Genomic DNA, 21323 nt, shown 5'->3' with positions numbered 1-21323 from the left:
GTGGCAAATGAAGGATCATCATACTGTCGGGCATTGCCCGTTGACCATTCACGTTCCCTTTAACAACTTACGCATGATCGAAATACAAACCTCCAGTTCTTCAGGCGTGGAAGATGCAAATCCAAGCCTGGTAGCGTTAAGGATGGGAGATACTTCCTCATTCCTGAAACCAGGAGAAAAGAACAGCTCATGCTGAAGGGCCTTTTGAGCCAGCGTAGTTAAATTAATAGCCGGGTCAAAATGGGTCCATACAGCCATTCCGCCTACGGGCACCTGGAATTGCACATAGTCGCTCAACTGGTTTGACATTAGATCGCAAAAGAAATCGCGCCGTTGCCGGTAGGTGCGCATGGCTTTACGCAAATAGCGTTGAATGATACCATGCTGCAAGAGTTCCGCAATGGCGTTTTCCAACATATTGTCGCCCTGGCGGTCGATGATGCGGCGCAATTGCCCCAGGTGGCGGATCACGTTCTCTGAAGCCACCAGGTAGCCTACCCGAAAAGCCGGCGAAATGGATTTGGTAAAAGAACCGCAATACAACACCATCCCCGCTTTATCGGCGCTGGCCAGCGGCAACAGCGGTTTACTGAGGTAATGAAAGTCATAATCATAATCGTCTTCAAAAATGATAAAGCCGTATTGCTCCGCCAATCGCAATAGCTCTATGCGGCGGTCAGCCCGCAAGGCAGTAGTGGTAGGATAAAAATGATGGGATGTAACATATACAATACGTACCCGTTGTTTCCGGCAAATGGCTGCCAGTGCTTCAACTACAATTCCATGTTCATCAACCGGTATCTTCAACAGCTGGCTGCCTGCCTGTAAAAAATTCATATTGGCGCCGTTGTAGTTCAACTCGCCTACCACCGCAATATCACCTGGTTGCAAAAATGCTGTACAGGAAAGATACAATCCCATGACGGTGCCCCGGGTTATCAATATGTTTTCTGGTGTCACCTTTAATCCTCTCGTATCACTCAAATAGGAAGCAAGCACCTGCCGGAGCCATAATGACCCGAGCGTATCCCCATAGCCTAATCGAACATATGGATTTCCGGTAAGAAGCTGGCTTCTGTATGCCCTGGCCAGCTCTTCCAGGGGCGCCAGCCGCGAGTCGGGAAATCCATCATCCAGGTGATATTTGTGCTTCGATAACATGGTAGGCTTATCCAGGTGCGGAGCAGCTTCAAATTCAAAACCTGCGGTATGCGCCGGGTTAAATGATCTGGCCGATCCATTCAGTAAACTGCGTGGATGTATTTCCGGTAAATGTTTCGCCACATAGGTGCCGCTGCCCGTTCGGCTTTCAAGCCAGCCCTGGGCCAGTAACTCATCATATGCCTGGATCACTGTTTTGCGATGCACCTGCAACCAGTCGGCCATCTGCCGGGTGCTGGGCAGGCGGTGCCCTGCCTGAAGATTACCTTCCTTAATAAACAACATCAATTGATTCGCAATCTGCAGATATACAGGTTGCACGCTGTCTTTATCGACTGAAATAAGGGTTGAAAGTGCCTGCATGGTAAAAGTGGACTACTGACTTTATACAAACCGGATGATTACACCGATCCAATAAAGATACAATTTTGTAAAAAATTCAACCAAGCATGGCACCACAATCACATCTTATTCCCAGCCGGTCAGCCAAAAAAGCGCATTATGACAAGGAAACGATCTATTCTATTTTGGATGAGGCGCTTTTCTGTACGATCAGTTACGTGTTCGAGAACAAACCATTTTCCATTCCAACCGCTTTTGTACGCCATGAAAATAAATTGTATATCCATGGTTCAGTAGGCAGTCATTTCATCTGGGAACTGGAAAAAGGCATTCCGGTTTGTATTTCAGTGACCCTGCTCGATGCCCTGGTGGTGGCCAAATCGGCATTCTCCCATTCAGTGAATTACCGGTCGGTGATATTGTTTGCAAAAGGCGAGAAAATTGAGGAACCAGGTTTAAAATGGAGCGCCCTCGAATGGCTGACCAATAAAATTGTACCCGACAGCTGGAATTACCTGCGGCCGATGAAAGAAAATGAAGTGCGTAAAACAACGGTTTTGGCGTTTGACATTGATGAGGCTTCCGCCAAAATACGTACGGGGATGCCGAATGATGAAGAAGAAGACAAAGCGCTGCCAATCTGGTCGGGTATCATTCCTATTGAAACCAGCCGGCGCGATCCACAACCGGATGAGCTCAGCCGCGACATTCCCCTGCCCGCGCATTTAATGCCAAGGGCCGACCGCAATGAAAAGATCGACGGGTTGATAGATGTATGGTTCAACAACAATAGTTAATTAAAAATACCGCGCCTCTTTCATCATTCTGACTTTAAACTAAGCGCCGGATTCAACAGCGCTGCTTTAATAGCCTGGTAGCTGACAGTAGCCAATGCCCCCAGTAAGGATAACACGCCTGACAGTGTAAATACCCAGCCGTCAACCGGAACGCGATAGGCAAAACTATCGAGCCAGCGGTTCATGGCCCACCAGGCCAGTGGCCAGGAAAGCACTATACCGGCCAGCACTAAGACCATAAAATCTTTTAACAACAATACAGTGAGGTTCGACACAGAAGCGCCCAGCACTTTGCGAATGCCTACTTCACGCGTTCTTAATTGGGTGTTGTATGCTGAAAGACCAAACAAACCAAGGCAGGCAATAACGATCACGAAAACAGCAAAGGCTTTGAACACGCGGCTCAATTGATCTTCGGCCGCATAAAGCCGTTTCATTTTTTCATCGATGAATGTATAGGTGAATGTACTTTCGGGCGCTAACATTTTGATCTCCGACTGCAGGAATTGCAGGATTGCCGGCATTTGCCCTGCCTGTACTTTCACCAGCAGGTAATTGGCCTGAAATGGATCATATTTTATAACCAATGGCTCTATGGGAGAATGCAGGGATGCAAAATTGAAATCTTTGATCACCCCTACTATTTCGCCGGTGTCGCGGTTATCCATAATGAATTTCGTACCTACGGCATTCGACAGGCCATACGATCTCACAGCCGTTTCGTTCAGAATAAATTCATTGTTCTTTATTTCGGGAAACTGGTTGAAGAAATTGCGCCCTTCTTTCAGCCCAATATCCAAGGTTGGCAGGAACCTTTCATCGGCGCGCAGGATGCGGCAGGAAGGTCTGTTATCCTCGCTTGCATTGGCCAGGTAAAAAGGTTGCATACTGAGCCGGTCGCCCGGCAAAGCAGAAGTAACAGCATACCGGGTAATAGCCGGTTGCTTTTTGATATCATTGATCATTGTACCAAAATGCTTCCACATAGGGCCATACATGGTAATGGCTACTACCTGCTCTTTATCGAAACCAACATCCTTATTATGGAAGAAACGCATTTGTTTGTAAATGATAATGGTACTGAAGATCATAAACACCGAAACGGCAAATTGGAAAACGATCAGTCCTTTGCGCACAAAATTCAGGGAGAACCGGACATCCTTTTTTCCCTTCATGGAATCGATGGGGTTGAAATTCGCTACAAACCACGCTGGATAAAAACCTGCGAGAAGTCCGCACACAACGATCAGCAATAACAACAGACTGAAATTAGTTACAGTGAACAGCTCTTCAAACAGGAACTGTTGTTCCGTTAAATACCTGTATAACGGGAATGCAGCTTTAACGAACAACACAGCCACCGCTGCAGACAATAACGTAATTAAAAACGACTCACCGATGAACTGCCTGATCAGTTGTAGCTTCGTAGCACCAGCCACTTTTCGCAGGCCGATCTCCTTCATGCGGTTAAATGCCAGTGCTGTAGATATATTAATAAAGTTAACTGCCGCAACCAGCAGGATAAATACCGCCACAACAGAGAAAATGTATACATATTTGATATCGCTGTTAGGATACATCTCTTTCTCCAGTTTTGAATGCAGATGTATTTCAGTAACCGGTTGCAGATGCATTTTTGCCGCCGCCAGAATATCTTCCGGCTTTTCACCCGAGGAGCCGTAAAAGTTCACCATAAAATCGGCTAGCCTCGATTCAATCGTCGCTTTAGACGTTTTTTTGTTCAACAGCACATAGGTATAAAAAGCTGACCAGCCCCTGTTGTCCAGCGATTGCTGATCTATATACCGTTGAATGGTAGGCATGGAAAGCAGGTAATCGAATTTCAAATGCGTAGGAAATGAAAAAGAGCTCATGACGCCTGTAACGGTCAACGGCACTTTGTTCAGATCATCCTGAATGACCTTACCCAACGGGTCTTCCTCACCAAAATATTTTTTTGCCAGTTCTTCAGTAAGTATAATAGTATTAGGATTACTCAATGCAGATCGTGCATTTCCGCGCCTGAAAGGAATATCGAACAGCCTGATAGCAGCGGCATCGGCAAAAAAACCGCCTTTCTCTTCAAACCTGTTTACCTGGCCCTTCGCTGATGTGTAGCTGAACACCTGGGATGGATAAGGGCGGTAAAAGCGGGCGACCGATTCTATTTGCGGAAAGAACTGCTGCATTTCGACACCAACCGGGTACGCTACGGGCGCCCAATGCCGTTCTTTTGCACCCAGATTCTCGAGGGTGACCCTGAAGAGCCGGTCTGACCCGGAAAAACCTTTATCGTAATTGATCTCATTTTTTATATGCAACATAACGAGCAGCGCGCAGGCAATGCCCATGGATAATCCGGTAATATTAATGAAGGAAAACGTTTTGTTTTTCCAGATATGACGCCAGGCGATCTTGATATAATTCAGGAGCATACAGGTAAATTAAGCCGTGATCCAATAACTCATCGCTTTACTGCTTATAAACTACGTTGCTCTAATAAAATGCCGGTTTACGAGACTGTGCAAATCAACCGGTTATACGTTTGGGGTATTTCCAGTTGTCCGGTTTTGATACAATGACTGTTCAGTATTAACGGCTACTTTACTTTGTCAGCGATCTGTTTGGCAGTTTCGGCGCCGGCGTTGGTAGTAACGGGCACATCCTTTCTTTGCCGGTACAAAAGATACCCATAAACAAACATGGAAATCGCTACGATGGCAATGAGCACACCCCATTTTTTATTGCTGTTATCCAGCGAATGTTTGCTCTCATTATAGGTATCTACCGTCAATAACTGATCGCCGTTCAGGGTAAGACTGTAGGTATAAATTGTAGCCCACTGGAAATGCTTTTCAAAATAACCCGGTACTTCGGTCTTCAGGATCTTAACGCCGTATTCATGCTTTAGAATCGACAACTCTACCGGTGTTCCCCGGCCTGCGCCCTGCAGTTGTTTTACCGGAATGGAATTATACCCTACTCCATCTATATGAAAATTGATACCGGGGTATTCGAGCAAATACAATTGAATATACCCATATGCATTTCTGCCGGAAGGCGCTTTGATCTCGGGTGGCATACTAAGATGGCCACTCAACGTGATCAGTTTGCTGCCATCGATCGAGAACTCCGGCGAAATAACCGATTTGATGGTAAACCCCAACAAAAAGGCGCCGGTGATCATCAGCACTACACCGGTTCCCCTGTTCTCGAATCGCGAATGGCGGGTGATGGGCAGATCAAATTTGCGCCTGATCTTCCATTTTTGGAGTTGTATTATCAGTTCTTCATGGTTACTGATCAGCGGCTCGGGCAATACCATATCTTCACCGGATGTTTTGATGATAATATAGTTGATCTGTTTACGGGTAGTTACGCCAAAAGCGGTGATTGCAGATTTATTGATATAACGGGAAGTAAAACGCCATTTCACTTTCAGCTGATCTTCACATATGTCAACCGCTTTAAAACCCTGCATGGTCACCAGCAGTATAAAAAAGAAGAACAGGGTGAGACTGGTAGCGGCCACCAGCACATCAACCTGTACATACCGGTACGCAAAAGCGTGTTGAAAAATATAGAACGAAATAACCGACATCATGGCAAACAGGATCAGGATCAATAGCCATTGCCGGTTGTTGAACTTGCCTTTTGAGATTACCGCCATGGTTCTAATGTACTTTATCTCCCGCGTTTTTAATAAGAAACAGATAAAAATATTGGCACACTGGGGATAAAATACCAGCCAGTGGCAAGTAGTAAATGGCTAGAGGGAAGCACATTCCGCAATTCCCTACTCGCCACTAGCCACTTGCCACTCGCTCCTTCATTATTTTACAAACTTCCTCGTGATCTGGCGTCCATTCTGTGAATAAATCAATATATATACGCCGGGTGGCAACGCATTAATATTGATCCGGTTCGTGACCAGCCTTACCGTCATTACCGGGCGACCCATAACATCGTATATACGTACAGGACCATTATCAGCAACCGGCCCCAAAAATAACTTTATCTCCTGCTGCCCGGGTATGCTGGAAACGGTCGTTTCCGGCGTTATTGACGCGCGCGCCGTAATAGCTGCCGCTACTGTACTGATCACCAGGGAAGATACCTTGTCATTCCAGCCATCATCAACCAAACAGGCATCGCTGGCCGTTTTAACCAGGGTAGCGCCGCCAAAATTATCGTCCCAATACAGCGTAACCCGGTAACCGCTTTGCACCGTCAGCGAAGAGATATCATCATTAACAATACCCCTGGTCTGAAGGCTGCTCAGTGTATAACTCCCCGCCGGCAGCCCCACTGCACTGCCCCCATAATTGCAATCTTTATAAAAGGTAGCCGCCGTTGTACCGCTGCCTCCGCTAAATGCATTGTTGATGGCAGCAGCATAGGCTTCGGTGCCGGTGGTATTATCAAAATCATCATATAACCACATAAAGCCACCGTCAATACCACAATTGTTTTTCCACGTTGTCAACTGGCTTTGCACCTGGCTGGTTGTTTTCTCCTGGTCCCACAAACCGGCGTATACTGGTATGCTGCCAAAGTTCCAGTTGCAGGGATTATTACCTGCACCACCCGCATAACATTGCAGGTCGATGCGATCAACCGTACCCGGACGTTGATTATTCGTGTTGGTAGCAACACCTGTCCAGAAGGAAGCAGCCGTATAGGGCACCAGTGACACCTTAAAACCCAAACCTCCCAGCATAACCGCAAAAGCCGTGGCTGAGTTTACATCATAAGTGCTTTCATCATCAAAGCCGATGGCATCTACTGTAGGAAAAGTATTCTTTATAACCTGGAAATTACGATACAGGATGCTTGTAGGTCCGGTTCCCTGTGCATTGATCAGGTTTCTGATATTGGCAAATGTAGACGAGCCCCAGGCGCTTAAACAAAACTCCAACCGGTTAATAGTAGTAGGCGCTGTTTTCAACGATGCAATATCACTGGCAAAATTGGGATACGCAGCGCCGCCAATATATGTACCATTTTGTACCAGGGGGAATTCTGCATTGAAATTCAGGTTACCGCTGGCATCGATGTGAATGGTCCATACCACCAAACAGGTATACCCCGAACCTTTCAATTCACTGATAGCATAATTACGGTTCTTATATACGGGACCACCCGCATAAATTCCGGAATTCCCAAACGAACTCTGGATGATACCAATAAGTAAACAGGTATATAAAAACTTTTTCATAATTGGTTTTTTAGTTCGTTACTGATCACCTCTTGACAAATTTTCTTGTAAAGCGCTTATCATTGTTGATGATCATTAAAGTGTATACACCGGCAGGCAACTTCGACACATCCATTCTGTTTGAAGTGAACCTGGTTTCCATCACTTCGCGGCCCATTACATCGAGTATCCTGACGGTGGAACCCGCCAATGACCGAGGCATATTAAATCGCAGCTCATTGATAACCGGATTAGGATATATCGTCAATGGTTTAACAGCCAGGTCATCAGTTACAGTTCTTGCTGCCACACTGGTAGGGGCCACCCGAACCGAACTGGTCCTGTCATTAAAATTATTGGCGACCAGGCAGGTATTATCTGCTGTGATGGTTACTGAAGTGCCGCCGAAATTATCATCCCAGTATAATTGTACCTGGTAACCATTGGCTACTTTGAGTGAAGAAATATCATCGTTTAAAACGCCGAGGTTTTGCAACTGGCTCAAGGTATAATTGCCTACGCCAAGCGCTGTTACATAACCGCCATAATTACAATGTTTATATACATAAGCTACACCTGTTCCGTAGGCAAAGGGAAAATCAATGCGGGCCTGGTTGAATTGGGTTTCAAAGGCGGACGTCCAGCCGAAAGCCGAAGTAGCCAGTGGTTTCAGACTTACGCCGGCGGCCCCACTCCAGAAATGAATGAATTCGCCCCAGTTCATGCTGCGGGAATAGCTGTTGCCGCTTTTGGGAAAATGCTGCGCCAGCAGTTCAAAGAACCGGTTCAGCACCTGCGTGCCGCCATAGTTATTATAAATGGGATAGAACCAATCGCGGAACCAATGAGTACCGGCAACCGGGAAGTTGTCAGTGGTATTCTGCATCTGGTTATACCAGCGCGTAGCTTCGCTCGTTTTGCCCAGTTTCAGGTAGACATCGTAGATAAAGATCTCGGCCCATTTACTATCGCCCCAGATAGGAAAAGCAGGAGAACCTTTTATGCCTTTACTGGCGCCTTCAACTATATGCGCCACCTCATGCGTGGTGATATCCAGGTCACCACCCGTGCCGCTCGTCCAGGTATAAGGACCAACATCTATAACATTACGGTGATCATGGCTGGCATCGAAATAAGTGGAAGGATGACCGCCACTGTACTTGTTAGTATGAAAGATGGCAAACAGGTGCGGATCGCTGCCAAAGTTGCCATAAACGTTTTTTACATACCGCCAAACATCGCCCATATAAGTATAGGGCCAGGTAACCGAGCCCGGGACGTCGTTGTCGTAATACACCGCTACATCATTGTCATAAAACTTTCGGCTAAGCAGCTGGTTGTGCTCAAACCAATGTTCCTGCCAGGTGGCGGGAGGGGTTTGCGCTGTTATTGATTGTACAAGAAGGCATAGGAATAAAGTGTAAATGATCTGTTTCATAGTAATGATATTTGAATATGAATGGTCAATAAGAGATCAGCAATCGGCAATGCCGACAGCAAGGGCTAACGGGCACGTCATTGAAAAACACCAAAACGTGAAAATGTCTAATTCATGGCAATAGTTGCGGGCTACAAGTAACAAGGACTCGTATTAACCTAAGTGGCTATAACTAATGATGTACAACCTGCAGGAGTGTTAACAGTTGCTGCAAAACGCGGGGCCGCCTGCGAATGCTTCGTTTAGCTTTTGCGTTTAGCATTTCTTCTAATTTACCCTGTTTAGCAAGTTCGAGCCAATAGAAAACCAGGCGGGGTGGGAAATATTTTTATTCACATGAGTGTCTTCGTATATATCAATGGGCAACAGACAATAGACAATAGGCAATGGACAACAAAACAATAGACAATAGGCAATCGGCAATGGTAACAGGCAGCTTTTAGCCTGTCAGCATTTAGCGTTCAGCGTTCTTAATGATCATTCAATGGCATACCACGCAGCTGAAATTCTTTCCAGTTCACATATTCCGGGCCTTTGCGCTGTTCCACCATGGTAATGCAATTGTCAACCGGACAGATGAGCTTACATAAATTACAACCTACACAGTCCTCTTCCCGGATCGTATAAGTATTGTAAGGCTTGCCATACTGCTGGTTGATCGATTGATGCGAACCATCTTCACACGCAATGTAACAAAGCCCGCAGTGAATGCATTTTGTTTGATCGATATTGGCAACAATATGATAATTGATATCCAGTTCTTCCCATTGCGTAAGATGGGGAACCGATTTACCAATGAAATCATTGATCGTTTTGAATCCTTTTTCATCCATCCAGTTATTCAATCCTTCACACAGATCCTCGACAATGCGGAATCCATGTTTCATTGCGGCCGTGCACACCTGAACGGTGGTAGCGCCCAATAACATAAATTCAACCGCATCTTTCCAGGTACTAACGCCGCCGATACCTGACACCGGCACTTTGGATGTTACCGGGTCCTGGCTGATAGTAGCCAGCATTTTCAGCGCAATGGGCTTTACAGCCGGACCGCAATACCCACCGAATACCGATTTACCGGCAACATTCGGATTGGGTACAAATGTATCGAGATCAATACCTGTAACCGATTGAATGGTGTTTATCAATGACAGCGCATGAGAACCTGCTTCTACCGCTGCTCTTCCGGTTGGCACAACCGAATGCACATTGGGCGTGAGTTTAGTGATCACGGGAACGGTCGCTTTTTCCATCACCCATTCTACCACCAGTCGCGCGATCTCGGGGTCCTGCCCTACCACAGCGCCCATCCCACGTTCGGTCATTCCATGGGGACAACCAAAATTCAGTTCCAGTCCGTGGGCGCCCGTGTCTTCCACCTGCGCTATGAGCTCATGCCATTTCTCGCGGGTATTATCAGCCATCAGCGAAACGATCATTGCGCGGTCAGGAAATAATTTAATGCACTCTTTTATTTCACGCAGGTTAAGCTCCAGCGGCCGGTCACTGATCAGTTCAATATTATTGAATCCCATTACTTTGGTGCCGTTGTAATTGACAGCCGAATAACGGCTCGATACGTTTTTCACCTGGCTGCCCAGGGTTTTCCATACAACACCTCCCCAACCGGCTTCAAAAGCCCGCAGCACATTGATCTTTTTATCGGTAGGCGGCGCACTCGCTAACCAAAACGGGTTGGGCGATTTGATACCTAAAAAGTTTGCAGAGATATCAGTCATGTTTTTCGTTTGTGGTTTGTCGTTTGTGGTTTGTGGTTTATGGTTTGTGGTTTATGGTTTGTGTTTATGGTTTGGGCCTCGCGATTAATTGCTAACTCAATAACTCAATAACTCAATAACTCAATAACTCAATAACTCAATAACTTAGGAACTTAGGTAATCCAGCATTGCATTAGCCGCAAGCTTTCCGGCCTGTACAGCATCCACCACTTCCTTACCTCCATTCACACAATCACCACCGGCAAATACACCGGGTATATTGGTGGCGCCGTTCTTTTGCACAGTTATCTTCCCTTGCGCATGTTGCAACTGGTTACTGGTCACCAATTCTTCAAATGGAATTTGACCGGCGGCCTTTATCACCATATCCACTTCGAGGATGAACTTCTCGCCGGTCTCCACCGATGAACGTCGACCGCTGGCATCTGCTTCGCCCAATTGCATCAGGTTACAGACCAGTTGCGTTACTTTTCCCTGTTCACCTTTTATCATAGCCGGCGCTGCCAGCCAGATAATGCGGCAACCATCCAGTTTCGCAAGATCCAGTTCCGCTTCCGTACAGGGCATTTCCGCCTGCGTTCTGCGATACACCAGGGTTACCTCTTGTGCGCCCAGTCTCTTCGCTTGTGTGGCAGCATCGATGGCTGTCATACCCATGCCGATCACGGCCACTTTATCTCCTACCGGCACCCGGTCATATGCACCAGCCCGGATATTGTAAATAAAACGGATGGCATCTACCACGCCTTCCAGCTCTTCACCCGGAATATTCAGTTGCCGTGCCAGTCCAACCCCAAACCCCAGGAACACCGCATCGTATTGCGCTTTCAGTGCTGCAAGCGAAATATGTTTACCGAGTTCCTGGCCGTACTTGATTTGAATGCCGCCAAGAGCAGTGATGTAATTCACCTCCTGTTCACAGAACTGTGGCGTTACTTTGTAAGCGGCTATACCATAGGTCATCAATCCGCCGCCTTTATTTTCCTTTTCATAAATGGTTACATCAACACCTTCACGGCTCAATATATGTGCACAGCTCAATCCGGCCGGCCCTGCTCCTACAATGGCCACTTTCTTTCCGGTAGCCGGTTTCCGGGTAAAGAGCTGCCAGTTTTTTTCCATGGCCTGCTCGGTGGCATAGCGCTGCAAGCGCGCGATGGGTATTGGCGGTTCTTCCAGTAAATTGTATACGCAGGATCCTTCGCATAATTTTTCCACAGGGCAAACCCGCGAACAGCCTGCGCCCATGATATTAGCAGCAAATATGGTATGCGCAGAACCTTTTACATTGTCTGTACTGATCTGCTTTATGAATTTGGGAATGTTGATCTCGGTTGGACAACTCTTGGTGCAGGGCGCATCATAGCAGAATAAACAACGATTGGCTTCCACCAGCGCCGATTCCCTGCTGTCGAATGGCGGGTGAATATCGCTGAAGTTCTGCTGGTATTGTTCAGCCGTTAGTCGATTGTTTTTTATAGCCATGTTATAAATTCCGTTAACATTTTCGTTTTATAGTTCCACCAACTTGCCATACGTCTCCGGTCTTCTATCCCGGTAGAACTGCCAGATGCTTCTCACTTCTTCGATCATATCCAGGTCAAAATCAGCAACCAGCAACTCATCCTTATCTTCTGAAGCAATGGCAAATATTTGTCCGCGCGGATCAACAAAATAAGAGGAGCCATAGAACTTACCCAGATTCCAGGGCTTTTCCTGCCCTACCCGGTTGATGCACCCCATGAAATACCCATTGGCTGCCGCATGCGCTGGTTGTTCCAGCTTCCACAGATATTGCGACAAACCCGCTACGGTTGCGGACGGATTATACACGATCTCGGCCCCATTCAATCCCAATACCCGGGCGCCATCCGGAAAATGGCGATCATAACAGATATATACACCTATTTTTGCATAGCGGGTCTGAAAGACCGGATAGCCCAGGTTGCCCGGTTTAAAGAAAAACTTTTCCCAAAAACCGGAAGTGTGCGGAATATGATTCTTGCGGTATTTTCCCAAATAAGTACCATCTGCATCAATAACAGCTGCTGTGTTATACAGTACGCCGGCCTGTTCTTTCTCATACACCGGTACTATCATTACCATATTGTATTTCCTTGCATAGGCAGCCATGCGTTCAATGGTTGGTCCGGGAACCGTTTCAGCTGATTCATACCAGGCACGATCCTGGCCCGGACAGAAATATGGGGTATTGAATATCTCCTGCAGGCAGAGGATCTGTACACCTTGTTCTCCCGCCTTTTCAATATATGGAAGATGCTTTTGCACCATTGCTTCCTTGATCTCTTCAATAGTACCCTCCCCTTCCGTCTTCGGCAAACTCATTTGTATTAAACCCGATTTAATGATCCTGGCCATATATGAAGTTTTAAGTTCTAACTTTTAAATTTTAAGAGACTCGCTTTTGCTTGTTACCTACTGCCTATTGCGACTTCCTATTACCAATAGATTAAATGGTTTGTTTTACTTTGTTCCGTTTAATGAACTTCCCGTAGCCTTTCTCCACCAGACATTTTCCATTATCAATGGCAAGCTGTCCACGCAGGATCACCTTTTTCACTTTGCCTGTCACCGGCCACCCTTCATACGCCGAATAATCCACATTCATATGATGGGTGGCTGCCGACAACGTATGTTGTTCAGCAGGATCAAAGATCACGATGTCGGCATCACTGCCCGGCGCCAGCGTTCCTTTACGCGGGAACATGCCAAAGATCTTCGCCGGGTTCGTACAGGCCACTTCTACATACTTGTTCAAACTGATCCTGCCCTTGTGAACGCCTTCACTGTATAATAATTCCATGCGGTTCTCGATGGCGGGATGTCCGTTCGGGATCTTTGAAAAATCTTCCCTGCCTATTAGCTTCTGCTCCCATTTAAACGGACAATGATCCGTTGCCACTACCTGCACCAGTCCCTGGTTGATGCCTGCCCATAAAGTCTCCTGGTCCTTTTGCTGGCGCAGGGGCGGACTCATCACCCACCGGGCTCCTTCAAAATCTTTTTCGTACAAAGAGGCGTCCAGGAGCAAATATTGAATGCATGTTTCCACAAATACTTTTTGGTTTCTACGGGTGGCATTGCGCACGGCATTCAAAGCGCCTTCACAGGTGAGGTGAACAATATACCCCGGACAACCCGTATAATACGTCATATCAACAAACCGTTCCGAAGCCTCCGCTTCGGTAATCTCCGGCTGTGATAAATAATGATACAGCGGAGATAATTTCTTTTCAGCCCGGTGTTTGGCCACCAGGTAATCGATCATATCACCGTTAGTGGCGTGCACATTGATGAGACCGCCATACTTCTTCACTTCTTCCATGAGGCCGATCATTTGCCGGTCATCGATCATGAGCGCTCCTTTATACGCCATAAAAGTTTTGAAGGAAACAATACCTTCGCGTTCGATCATCTTCCGGATCTCTGGTCGGGTATTGTCATTAAAATCGGTCACCGCCATATGAAAGCTGTAATCACCCACACAATTATTATCTGATCGCGACCGCCATTCATCCAGGGCCGCCTGCAAACTGTTGCCTTGTTTTTGCAAAATAAAATCGATGACCATGGTAGTGCCCCCAAACAAAGCAGCCCGGGTACCTGTTTCGTAATTGTCGCTCGAGAAAGTTCCCATAAAGGGCATATCCAGGTGCACATGCGGATCGATACCACCGGGAAATACGAGTTGATCCGTTGCATCGATCTCCCTGTCGGCCGATACACCTAAGTGTTGACCTATGGCCTGAATAGTTTCATCCACCACAAAAATATCGGCAGTATAATCCGCATCAGCAGTAATGATCCGTCCGTTTTTAATCAATAGCGACATGCAATTTTTCCTCTTTAGTGGTGATTGAATCTGATACCAGGGGTTTATAATTTCGCATCATGAGCAGATAGGCCAGCCCGGAAATAAAAAAGCCCACAAACCAGGCATAGTTGTACAAATGTGATATCCATGCTGGTATACTGCTGGCTGGAATCACTTTAATAGTAATGAGAAAGCCCGGGATATTCGGTACTACGCCGGCCAGCAAAGCAATAATAGCACCGTAATTATAGCCATTCTTAAAAGTGTACAATCCATTTGTTTTATATAGATCAGCCGTTGACAACTGCTGTTTGCGAATGAAATAATAGTCAGCGATCATGATGCCGCCTACCGGACCTAGCAAACTTGAATAAGCGATCAGCCAGGTAAAAATATAGCCCGTCGGATCGGCGATCAGCTTCCATGGAAAGATCAGAATACCGAGTATACCGGTAATATAGCCACCCTTGCGAAAAGAGATCTTTGATGGCGCCAGGTTGGCAAAATCATTGGCCGGACTAACAATATTTGCTGCAATATTTGTGGCAAGCGTAGAAATGGCTACAGCGATCATGGCAACGCTTACCAGTATCTTGTTCTCAAATTTAGCGGCCAGCACAACTGGGTCCCAAATGGTATTGCCATAGATAATAACAGTGGCAGAGGTTACCACCACGCCAATAAAAGCAAACAAGGTCATGGAAGGTGGCAATCCAATGGCCTGTCCTTTTATCTGCGCCTGCTGGCTTTTGGCATAGCGGGTAAAATCAGGAATATTGAGTGACAGTGTTGCCCAGAACCCAACCATGCCCGTTAGTGCCGGGAAAAAGAAATTAAAAAATCCGGCCGTAGAAGAAAATTTTGAAGGCTGTTGTAAAATGGGTCCCAACCCGTTCGAAGCACTGATGGCCCAGAACAGCAATGCCAGCGCTGCCACCGGCAGAAAGATAGCTTTGAACACCAGCAGTTTGCGGATACTTTCAACACCCAGGTAAACGATGAACATATTGAGTGCCCAGAATGCTAAAAAACAAATGAAAGGTATTGCCTGTGGAAATAAAGCTGCCGAATCGATCTCGGGCAGTGAGGGACTCCATGCCCTGATCATTTGATAGATAGCAGCACCGCCGATCCATGTTTGAATGCCAAACCAACCGCATGCTACAATGGCGCGCAGGATGGCTGGAATATTCGCGCCCCGGACCCCAAAGCTGGCACGGGCAAACACAGGGAATGGAATTCCATATTTCGCACCAGCATGCCCGTTGAGGATCATAGGTATCAGTACAATGGTATTACCCAGAAATATGGTCAGGATCGCCTGCCACCAGTTCATACCGCCCCCTATTAGTGAACTGGCCAGCATGTAAGTAGGAATACACAGGCTCATGCTGATCCACAAGGCTGCGTAGTTCCAGGTATTCCATTTGCGGTTGGCTACCGGAACAGGGGCAAGGTCTTCACTATATAGTGATTCATTTTTCATATATGTAAGGTGGCAAAGAGCGAAAAAATCAAGATCTGTTTCAATAATCGATCGGGCGGTGTACGGCAGGAAAATTCACCAGAACTTACTTCAATTTACAAATTCATCCGCAATTGCAATGGCCTCGCTGATCATGTTTAGTCCTTCATCTATTTCTTCTTTTGTAATACATAAGGGAGGGGCTATAAAAATGTAATTCCAGCGAACGAAAGTGTACATACCCAGCTCTTTAAGTTTGGCAGCGACCTTATTCATGATCACCATTTCTTCCGGTTTGGCATTGAAGGGCGCCATTGGTTCTTTGGTCGTGCGGCTCTTCACCAGTTCTATGCATCCCAGTAAACCGGTATTTCTGAAATCGCCAATGCTGGGATGTTTCAATTTTAACAGTTCAACCCGGGTATCCAGATAATGCCCCATTTTAGCGGCATTCTCCAAGAGTTTATCTTCTTCATAGATCTTCAAAGTTTCCAGGGCCGCTGCACAACTCACCGGGTGGGCGGAGTAAGTGAGGCCAAGCCATAATACCCGGTCGTTAAAATGGGCCGCAATGGTATCGCTGACGATCAATGCACCCAGCGGCAAATAGCCGGCTGTTAACCCTTTTGCCGTAGCGATCATATCAGGTACTACTCCATAACAATCCATACCGAACCATTTGCCGGTGCGGCCAAATCCGCTCATCACTTCATCAGCGATCAGCAGGATATTGTGTTTATCGCAAAGGGCCCGTACTTTTTGTAAATAATCGGGTGGATACTTAATACAGCCGGAAGAACCGCTTTCTCCTTCCATAATAATTGCTGCAATATTCCCTGGGCCTTCAAATTCTATGACCCGTTCCAGATGACCCACACATTCGCGGCTGCACGAACTAATTTCCTTACCCCAGGGACAGCGATAACAATACGGATCCTCTATATGTACAATATTGGGTACCTGCTGTGCATCGGAAGCCAGTTTACGCGGATCGCCACCGGCCGTCATAGCACCGTAGGAAGCCCCATGAAATGCCCGGTAGCGGGCAATGATCTTGTGCCGGCCAGTATATAACCGGGCAAGCTTGATGGCATTTTCAATCGCAGAAGCCCCGCAAACAGTGAACAGTGTTTTTGTTAGTCCGGGTGGAGTTACCGATGCCAGCTTCTTACCCAGGTCGCCGCGTATTTTAGTAACGCAGCTGGGAGTTACATAACTTACCTGCTGCATTTGTTCCATAACGGCCTTAGTTATCCGCTGGTTACCATAACCAATATTCACATTCATAAGACCGGAGGAAAAATCGAGGTATCGCTTACCGTCATAATCATATAAGTACACGCCCTGTGCGTTTTTTACCGCAATAGGCGCAATGCCTTTTTGCTTGCTCCATGAAAAGAGCGTGTAATCCATATTATCCCGAATAATTTCCTGGGTTTCAGATATGGTGCTAACAGTTGACATGATTATTTAATTATGTTTCGTGAATTGGCGAACGAAAGCCAACAATCGACAATCGTCAATCGTCAATCGACAATCAACAATCGTCAATCGACAATCGTGAAACGACAAGCGCCAGCGGCAAACGGCCATTATCACATTATCACATTAGCATATTAGCATATTAGCCAATTGTGATTCAGCTCATCCAGTTCACGCCTGCCTCCGGGTTCCACTTTACCGTTGACTTTTTCAGTTTTGTCCAGAATTCGATGGAGCTTTTTCCGGTTATGTCGCCCACCCCAAATTTGCTTTCATTCCAACCGCCAAATGAGAAAGGCTCTCGGGGTACAGGTACGCCTACATTAACGCCGATCATGCCGGCACTGGCCCGGTCGATCACATATCGCGCCAGGCCGCCATTCTGGGTAAACACCGAAGCGGCATTACCATAAGGGTTGGCATTTTCAATAGCCAGCGCTTCATCTACCGTATCGGTGCGCATGATGCTTATAACCGGACCGAAGATCTCTTCCTTTGCTACCGCCATGTCAGGTTTCACATAATCAATAACGGTAGGCCCCACATACGTTCCCTGTTCTTTACCGGCAACAGTCGCATGCCGGCCATCCACCAGCACCCGCGCGCCCTGCGCTTCCGCCTCGGTTATATAATGTTCTATTCTTTCCTTAGATTCTTTACTGATCACAGCACCCAGGTTCTGGCCGGGCACGATCTTCTTCGCTTCTTCACAGATCTTTTGGATGATATGATCTACGTTCCCAACAGCCACCATGGCCGACGCAGCCATGCAGCGTTGACCGGCACAACCACTCATAGATGCAGCAACGTTCTGTGCGGTCATGTCGGCTTTGGCGTCGGGTAACACCAACAGATGGTTTTTGGCGCCACCCAATGCAAGGCATCTTTTATAATGGTGTGTAGCACGTTGATAAACAATTTTGGCCACTTTTGTACTGCCTACGAACGATACGGCCGAAATACCCGGGTGGTCACAAATGGCATTCACTATTACACAGTCACCATTGACTACATTGAATACGCCATCCGGTAAACCCGATTCCTTTAAAAACTGCGCCAGCCGCCCAACACTCAGGGGCACTTTTTCAGAAGGTTTTATGATCATACAATTGCCGAGGGCAAGAGCATTGGGGATTGTCCAGTTAGGTACCATACTGGGAAAATTAAAGGGTACGATAGAAGCAACGACGCCCAGCGGTACATGTTCTGTCCGGCATTCCACACCTTTGCTTACTTCCAGCACTTCGCCAGTGACGAGCTGGGGCAATGAAACGGCAAACTCGGTAAGCTCGATGCACTTTTCAACTTCAGCGATCGCTTCACTCATCGTTTTACCATTCTCTTCACTAACAAGTGCTGCCAGTTCCTGCAAATGCTTTTCCAGCAAATGCCTGTAACGGAATAACACCTGTACTCTTTCTTTAATGGGTGTATGGCTCCAGGCGGGAAAAGCAAGTTTGGCCGCTCGCACCGCAGCATCGAGATCTTTGGGGGCCGACAGAGGCACCTTAGATAAAAGTGTTCCATCAAGTGGAGAAATAACGGGCAATGTTTGGTCCGATGAGGCATCCACAAACTGTCCATTAATATAGTTCTGAACAGGGGCGTACTTCATGAGCGGCTGTTTTAGATACTACAAATTTTGCAGAAACATAACTGTTAATTTAAAAATAATTTAGTTCTGTACCAAAAAATAAACAGGATTTTTATTTTTATCGCATCTTTGCTATATGGATAAAAACGGTTTTCCACTCGATGAACTCGATTTTGCTATTCTGTCGTGCCTGCAAAAAGATGGCCGTATGTCATTTACCGTTATTGCAGAAAAACTGAATGTGTCCATTGGCACCATTCGCACCCGTGTAAATAAATTAATAGAAGAAGGCACCATTAATATTATTGGCCGCGTGAATCCCGCTAAAGTAGGTTTCGGAGCTTATGCCCAGATTGCTGTGTATGTACGGCCCGCAACGTTGAAAGACAAAGTAGCCCAGAAAATAGCTAAACTGCCTGAAGTAAGCTTTTTGGCAATGACCTCCGGTGATTATGACCTGGAAGTAGATGTAATGTGCCGCGACAACGACCACTTAGTACAATTTATCAATGAGATCTCCAGAATTGACGGTGTTTATCAAACCAAAACAACGCTGTATTTCAAAGTATATAAATACGCACAGCCTGATCTGAACTTGCTGAAATAGTTACAACCTATCATCCAATCCCGAAAGTGCGTTTGCTTTGCCCTGCATAAACCTTCCCTGACTTGCCGTTCTGCATTTTTCACGGAATCTTCCAGGCTGCGAATACAGGAAATCCGGACTTCCAAAGGCTCACTTACCTCATCCTGGTTTGGCCGGATTTCGTTAACTTTAGAGAAACCGGTGTTGCCCTTGATCAAATTCATTCTCAATAATAAAGACATTGCTACCAAGCTGCCGCCCGGTATGGTGCTGCTCGATTTTGTTCGTTATCACCAGCATTTGACCGGTACTAAAGTGGGCTGTAATGAAGGGGACTGTGGCGCCTGCACCCTGTTGGTAGGAGAATTGAAAAACAACGAAATGCAATACCGGTCGCTTACGAGTTGTTTAACCCCGCTGGGCAATGTGCATGGCAAACATGTGGTAACTATTGAAGGCCTGAACATGGAAGGCTTGAATCCCATCCAGCAGGCCATGTATGATGAGTCGGCCACCCAATGTGGATTCTGCACGCCTGGTTTTGTGGTATCGCTGGCAGGGTTTTGCTTAAGCGGTAAAAATGCTTCCACCCAAAACGCCATTGCCGCTATTGACGGAAACATCTGCCGTTGCACCGGTTACAAATCTATCGAACGCGCCGCTGCCAAAGTAGCTGCATTAATGCAAGCCCGGTCATCAACAGAACCGATCGTCTTTGTTACCGAAAATAACATCTTACCAGCGTGGTTTGCTACGATCAAACAACGGCTGTATTTCTTAAGTACCGAATTGAATGGACAACTGCAACCTACAACCGCAAAAGAATGGGTAGGCGGCGGTACCGATGTGTACGTGCAAAAGCACGATGTCATGAAGGATGCATCCATCAGGTTCTTATTCGATGAGGGCGGACTGAAAGGTATTACACAACAAGGCAACCGGTGTATCATCGGCGCATCGGCCACGGTGACAGATCTTTGTGAATCGCCCATCCTGCAGTTACATTTTCCGCGGTTGGCCGATCACATGAAACTGGTTTCATCTACCCCTATCCGGAACATCGCTACCGTGGGCGGCAACCTGATCAATGCATCGCCGATCGGCGACCTTACCATTTTCCTGCTGGCGCTGGACGCGACGCTTGTTTTTCGGCATGGAGAACAACAAAGAGAAATTCCGCTAAGACAATTGTACAAAGGGTATAAAACGCTTGACAAAGATCCCAAGGAACAGTTGGTCACTATATCATTTGATTTACCAGGCGCGTTTACCCTTTTCAATTTTGAAAAAGTAAGCAAACGTACCAATCTCGATATAGCCAGTGTGAACACGGCTATTTGTTTGACCATGGCGGACGATCGTATTCAGTGGGCACGGATTGCAGCAGGCGGTGTTGCTCCCATTCCAAAACTGCTTGAACAAACAAGTGCATTTTTGGGCGGACAGGTCATTACAGAAACGACTATTCAGGAGGCCATCGCCATTGCCCAAACCGAGATATCACCCATTAGTGATGCCCGGGGAACTGCTGATTATAAACGATTGTTGTTAGGCCAGTTGATGAAGGCGCATTTCCTGGAGCTCTTTGCGAAAGCAGCACATTGAGCGCATGACATTTTGCGCGTGTCCGCCTCAGGGCCGATTGAGCACCTGCCTGTAGGCAGGTTTTGCGTTGCGCATTAAGCGT

General features: G+C 46.8%; 15 protein-coding genes. 3 read left to right on the top strand and 12 right to left on the bottom strand.

The window, feature by feature from the left end; all coding sequences use genetic code 11:
- Positions 1 to 48: 48 nt before the first annotated feature.
- Positions 49 to 1524, bottom strand: coding sequence for an aminotransferase-like domain-containing protein (locus JUB15_RS00870; protein ID WP_207510352.1), 1476 nt, complete (start codon positions 1522 to 1524; stop codon positions 49 to 51).
- An 86-nt stretch (positions 1525 to 1610) separates the two neighbouring features.
- Between JUB15_RS00870 and JUB15_RS00865 the strand changes: the two genes are divergently transcribed.
- The gene (locus JUB15_RS00865) at positions 1611 to 2300 is read left to right on the top strand and encodes a pyridoxamine 5'-phosphate oxidase family protein (protein WP_207510351.1); all 690 of its coding nucleotides are present in this window, start codon (positions 1611 to 1613) and stop codon (positions 2298 to 2300) included.
- A 23-nt stretch (positions 2301 to 2323) separates the two neighbouring features.
- On the opposite strand, the gene JUB15_RS00860 is transcribed toward JUB15_RS00865, so the two are convergent.
- From JUB15_RS00860 to JUB15_RS00810, 11 genes are all read right to left on the bottom strand, one after another.
- Positions 2324 to 4735 (bottom strand): FtsX-like permease family protein, encoded by a 2412-nt coding sequence (locus tag JUB15_RS00860; RefSeq protein ID WP_207510350.1) that lies wholly within the window; start codon positions 4733 to 4735, stop codon positions 2324 to 2326.
- A 164-nt stretch (positions 4736 to 4899) separates the two neighbouring features.
- Positions 4900 to 5970 (bottom strand): hypothetical protein, encoded by a 1071-nt coding sequence (locus JUB15_RS00855; RefSeq protein WP_207510349.1) that lies wholly within the window; start codon positions 5968 to 5970, stop codon positions 4900 to 4902.
- 162 nt (positions 5971 to 6132) lie between these two features.
- Positions 6133 to 7518, bottom strand: a complete 1386-nt coding sequence (locus JUB15_RS00850) for a T9SS type A sorting domain-containing protein (RefSeq protein ID WP_207510348.1) — start codon at positions 7516 to 7518, stop codon at positions 6133 to 6135.
- Positions 7519 to 7543: 25 nt separating this feature from the next.
- Positions 7544 to 8935, bottom strand: a complete 1392-nt coding sequence (locus tag JUB15_RS00845; RefSeq protein WP_207510347.1) for a T9SS type A sorting domain-containing protein — start codon at positions 8933 to 8935, stop codon at positions 7544 to 7546.
- A 470-nt stretch (positions 8936 to 9405) separates the two neighbouring features.
- A complete protein-coding gene (gene preA, locus JUB15_RS00840) occupies positions 9406 to 10674 on the bottom strand; it encodes an NAD-dependent dihydropyrimidine dehydrogenase subunit PreA (RefSeq protein WP_207510346.1) in 1269 nt (422 codons plus the stop codon).
- Positions 10675 to 10818: 144 nt separating this feature from the next.
- Positions 10819 to 12159 carry an NAD(P)-dependent oxidoreductase gene (locus JUB15_RS00835; RefSeq protein WP_207510345.1) on the bottom strand — a complete coding sequence of 447 codons (1341 nt, stop codon included), beginning with the start codon at positions 12157 to 12159 and terminating at the stop codon, positions 10819 to 10821.
- Between the two features lie 27 nt (positions 12160 to 12186).
- A complete protein-coding gene (locus tag JUB15_RS00830; protein ID WP_207510344.1) occupies positions 12187 to 13053 on the bottom strand; it encodes a nitrilase-related carbon-nitrogen hydrolase in 867 nt (288 codons plus the stop codon).
- Between the two features lie 91 nt (positions 13054 to 13144).
- Positions 13145 to 14527 carry a dihydropyrimidinase gene (gene hydA, locus JUB15_RS00825; RefSeq protein WP_207510343.1) on the bottom strand — a complete coding sequence of 461 codons (1383 nt, stop codon included), beginning with the start codon at positions 14525 to 14527 and terminating at the stop codon, positions 13145 to 13147.
- Positions 14511 to 15995: an NCS1 family nucleobase:cation symporter-1 gene (locus JUB15_RS00820; RefSeq protein WP_207510342.1), complete on the bottom strand. Its 1485-nt coding sequence runs from the start codon at positions 15993 to 15995 to the stop codon at positions 14511 to 14513. The genes hydA and JUB15_RS00820 overlap by 17 nt, the downstream gene beginning before the upstream one ends.
- A gap of 90 nt (positions 15996 to 16085) precedes the next feature.
- On the bottom strand, positions 16086 to 17438 hold the full coding sequence (locus JUB15_RS00815) for an aminotransferase class III-fold pyridoxal phosphate-dependent enzyme (RefSeq protein WP_207510341.1): 1353 nt from the start codon (positions 17436 to 17438) through the stop codon (positions 16086 to 16088).
- Positions 17439 to 17613: 175 nt separating this feature from the next.
- Positions 17614 to 19071, bottom strand: a complete 1458-nt coding sequence (locus tag JUB15_RS00810) for a CoA-acylating methylmalonate-semialdehyde dehydrogenase (protein ID WP_207510340.1) — start codon at positions 19069 to 19071, stop codon at positions 17614 to 17616.
- Positions 19072 to 19186: 115 nt separating this feature from the next.
- Between JUB15_RS00810 and JUB15_RS00805 the strand changes: the two genes are divergently transcribed.
- Both JUB15_RS00805 and JUB15_RS00800 read left to right on the top strand, forming a co-directional pair.
- Entirely contained in the window at positions 19187 to 19657 is a 471-nt protein-coding gene (locus JUB15_RS00805) for an Lrp/AsnC family transcriptional regulator (protein ID WP_207510339.1), read from the top strand.
- Positions 19658 to 19846: 189 nt separating this feature from the next.
- Positions 19847 to 21241, top strand: coding sequence for an FAD binding domain-containing protein (locus JUB15_RS00800; protein WP_207510338.1), 1395 nt, complete (start codon positions 19847 to 19849; stop codon positions 21239 to 21241).
- The last annotated feature ends 82 nt before the right edge of the window (positions 21242 to 21323 follow it).

The organism is Longitalea luteola (assembly GCF_017356035.1).
GTDB classification, from domain to species: Bacteria; Bacteroidota; Bacteroidia; order Chitinophagales; family Chitinophagaceae; genus Niastella; species Niastella luteola.
This window is presented reverse-complemented; position numbering and strand designations above follow the sequence as displayed.